Origin of the sequence: Streptomyces sp. 13-12-16, assembly GCF_002114215.1 — a bacterium.
Classification (GTDB): domain Bacteria; phylum Actinomycetota; class Actinomycetes; order Streptomycetales; family Streptomycetaceae; genus Streptomyces.
On record NZ_NCTE01000782.1, the window covers coordinates 1 to 1,841 of the forward strand.

Below are 1,841 nucleotides of genomic sequence, written 5' to 3' on the forward strand. Positions count from 1 at the left end.
GGCGAACTCTCACCCCATCCCTGGGGTGCCATCTCGCACTCTCCTGCCGCCACAGCACTCACCCACCCGCGCCAGAACGCACTCGTGCTCAGTCGAACTCCAGCAGTTCCCGACCCTCTGTGGGCCGCCGCCTACGTCATCAACGGTGGATGCTCCGACGACGGCTTCGACTACTTCCGTGGCTGGTTGATCGCGCAGGGACGCGAGACCTTCGAGCGCGTGGTCGCCGACCCCGATGCCCTGGCAGAACTGCCCGTCGTGCGGGCGGCGGCGGCCGGCGGATTCGATCTCGAGTGCGAGGAGACGCTGGGCATCGTCTGGAACGCACACATCGTGGCGACCGGCGGACAACTCCCCGACGACGCGTTCACCATCCGCTACCCGGAGCCGGACCCCGCCTGGAACTTCGATTTCGGCGACCACGGCGAAATGACCCGCCGACTGCCCCGCTTGGCGGCTCTCCATCTGGAGTGAGGGGGGCGCAGGCAGGCCGGACAGGTACTCGTCCAGGCCTCACGGACAGTGAAGCGCACCGCACCGACGATGGGGCGACATCCGGCCTGAAGCCGCAGGTCACAGCGTCGGTGCGGGCCGAGGGCGGCGAGAGCCGGGGCGAGGGCGTCGCCCCGGCTTTCCCCGCTCCGGGCCGGCACCCTACAGGTGCGGGTAGTCGGTGTAGCCGTGGTGGTCGCCGCCGTAGAAGGTGGCGGGGTCCGGTGTGTTGTACGGACCCCGGGCGGCCAGACGGGCGGGCAGGTCGGGGTTGGCGAGGAACAGCGTGCCGAAGGCGATCATGTCCGCGGTGCCGTCCTGGACCAGGTCGAGTGCGTCCGGGCCGGTGGGCTCGGGGTGGGTGAGCGGGTTGAGGACGAACGTGGCGGGCCAGGTCTTGCGCAGGCGTGCGGTCAGTGTCCGGTCGGCGCCTTCGATCATGTGCAGGTAGGCGAGGTCCAGGCCGCCGAGCTCGGTGACCAGGGTGGTGTAGGTGTTCTCCACGTCCACCGCGTCCGTCTCGGCGATGTCGTTGTAGGGGTTTCCGGGCGAGATGCGGAAGCCGGTGCGGTGGCCGCCGATCGCTTCCGCGACGGCGGCGGCGACCTCCAGGCCGAAGCGGATCCGGCCGGCGACGTCGCCGCCCCAGTCGTCGGTGCGCCGGTTGGTGTTGGGTGCGAGGAACTGGTGGATCAGGTAGCCGTTGGCACCGTGGATCTCCACCCCGTCGAAGCCGGCGGCGATCGCGTTGCGTGCCGCGTCGGCGAAGTCGGCGATGGTGCGGGCGATGGCGTCGGCGTCCAGTTCCTGCGGGGTGACGAAGTCCATCGGCCCCTGGTGGGTGAACACCTGGCCCTTCGCGGCGACGGGTGAGGGCGCGACGGGGTGCAGACCGGGAGGAAGCAGACTGGGATGGCCGATGCGGCCGGTGTGCATCAACTGCGCGAAGACCACTCCGCCTTCACGGTGGACGGCATCGGTGACCTTGCGCCAGGCGGCCACCTGCTCCGGCGAATGCAGGCCCGGCGTGTCGGGGTATCCCTGGCCGACCGGCGAGGGCTGTATCCCTTCGGTGACGATGAGGCCGGCACTCGCGCGCTGGCTGTAGTAGGTCGCCATCAGACCGGTCGCGGTGGCTCCCGGTCCGTAGGCCCGGCTGCGGGTCATCGGCGCCATCACGATGCGGTTGGCCATCGGCCGGCCGGCCACGTCGATCGGGGCGAATGCGTCCGTCATGGAAATCTCCCTGTTGTCACGGAGGATGGAAGAGAAGAAGGGCCGGCCGCGGCGCGGCCGCTTCGCGGGCGGTTCCGGCGCGCCGGCCGGGGCGGCGGGGGCTGCGCCCGGGT

At 70.7% G+C, this 1,841-nt stretch carries 2 protein-coding genes; one reads left to right on the forward strand and one right to left on the reverse strand.

Going from position 1 to position 1,841, the window contains the following annotated elements:
- Window positions 1–474, forward strand: a 474-nt coding sequence (locus tag B7767_RS28795; protein ID WP_218775828.1) for a DUF4240 domain-containing protein, incomplete at its 5' end; no start/stop codon positions are given.
- 180 nt (window positions 475–654) lie between these two features.
- Here B7767_RS28795 and B7767_RS28800 read toward each other — a convergent pair.
- Window positions 655–1,728 carry an alkene reductase gene (locus tag B7767_RS28800; protein WP_085574724.1) on the reverse strand — a complete coding sequence of 358 codons (1,074 nt, stop codon included), beginning with the start codon at window positions 1,726–1,728 and terminating at the stop codon, window positions 655–657.
- Between the last annotated feature and the right edge of the window lie 113 nt (window positions 1,729–1,841).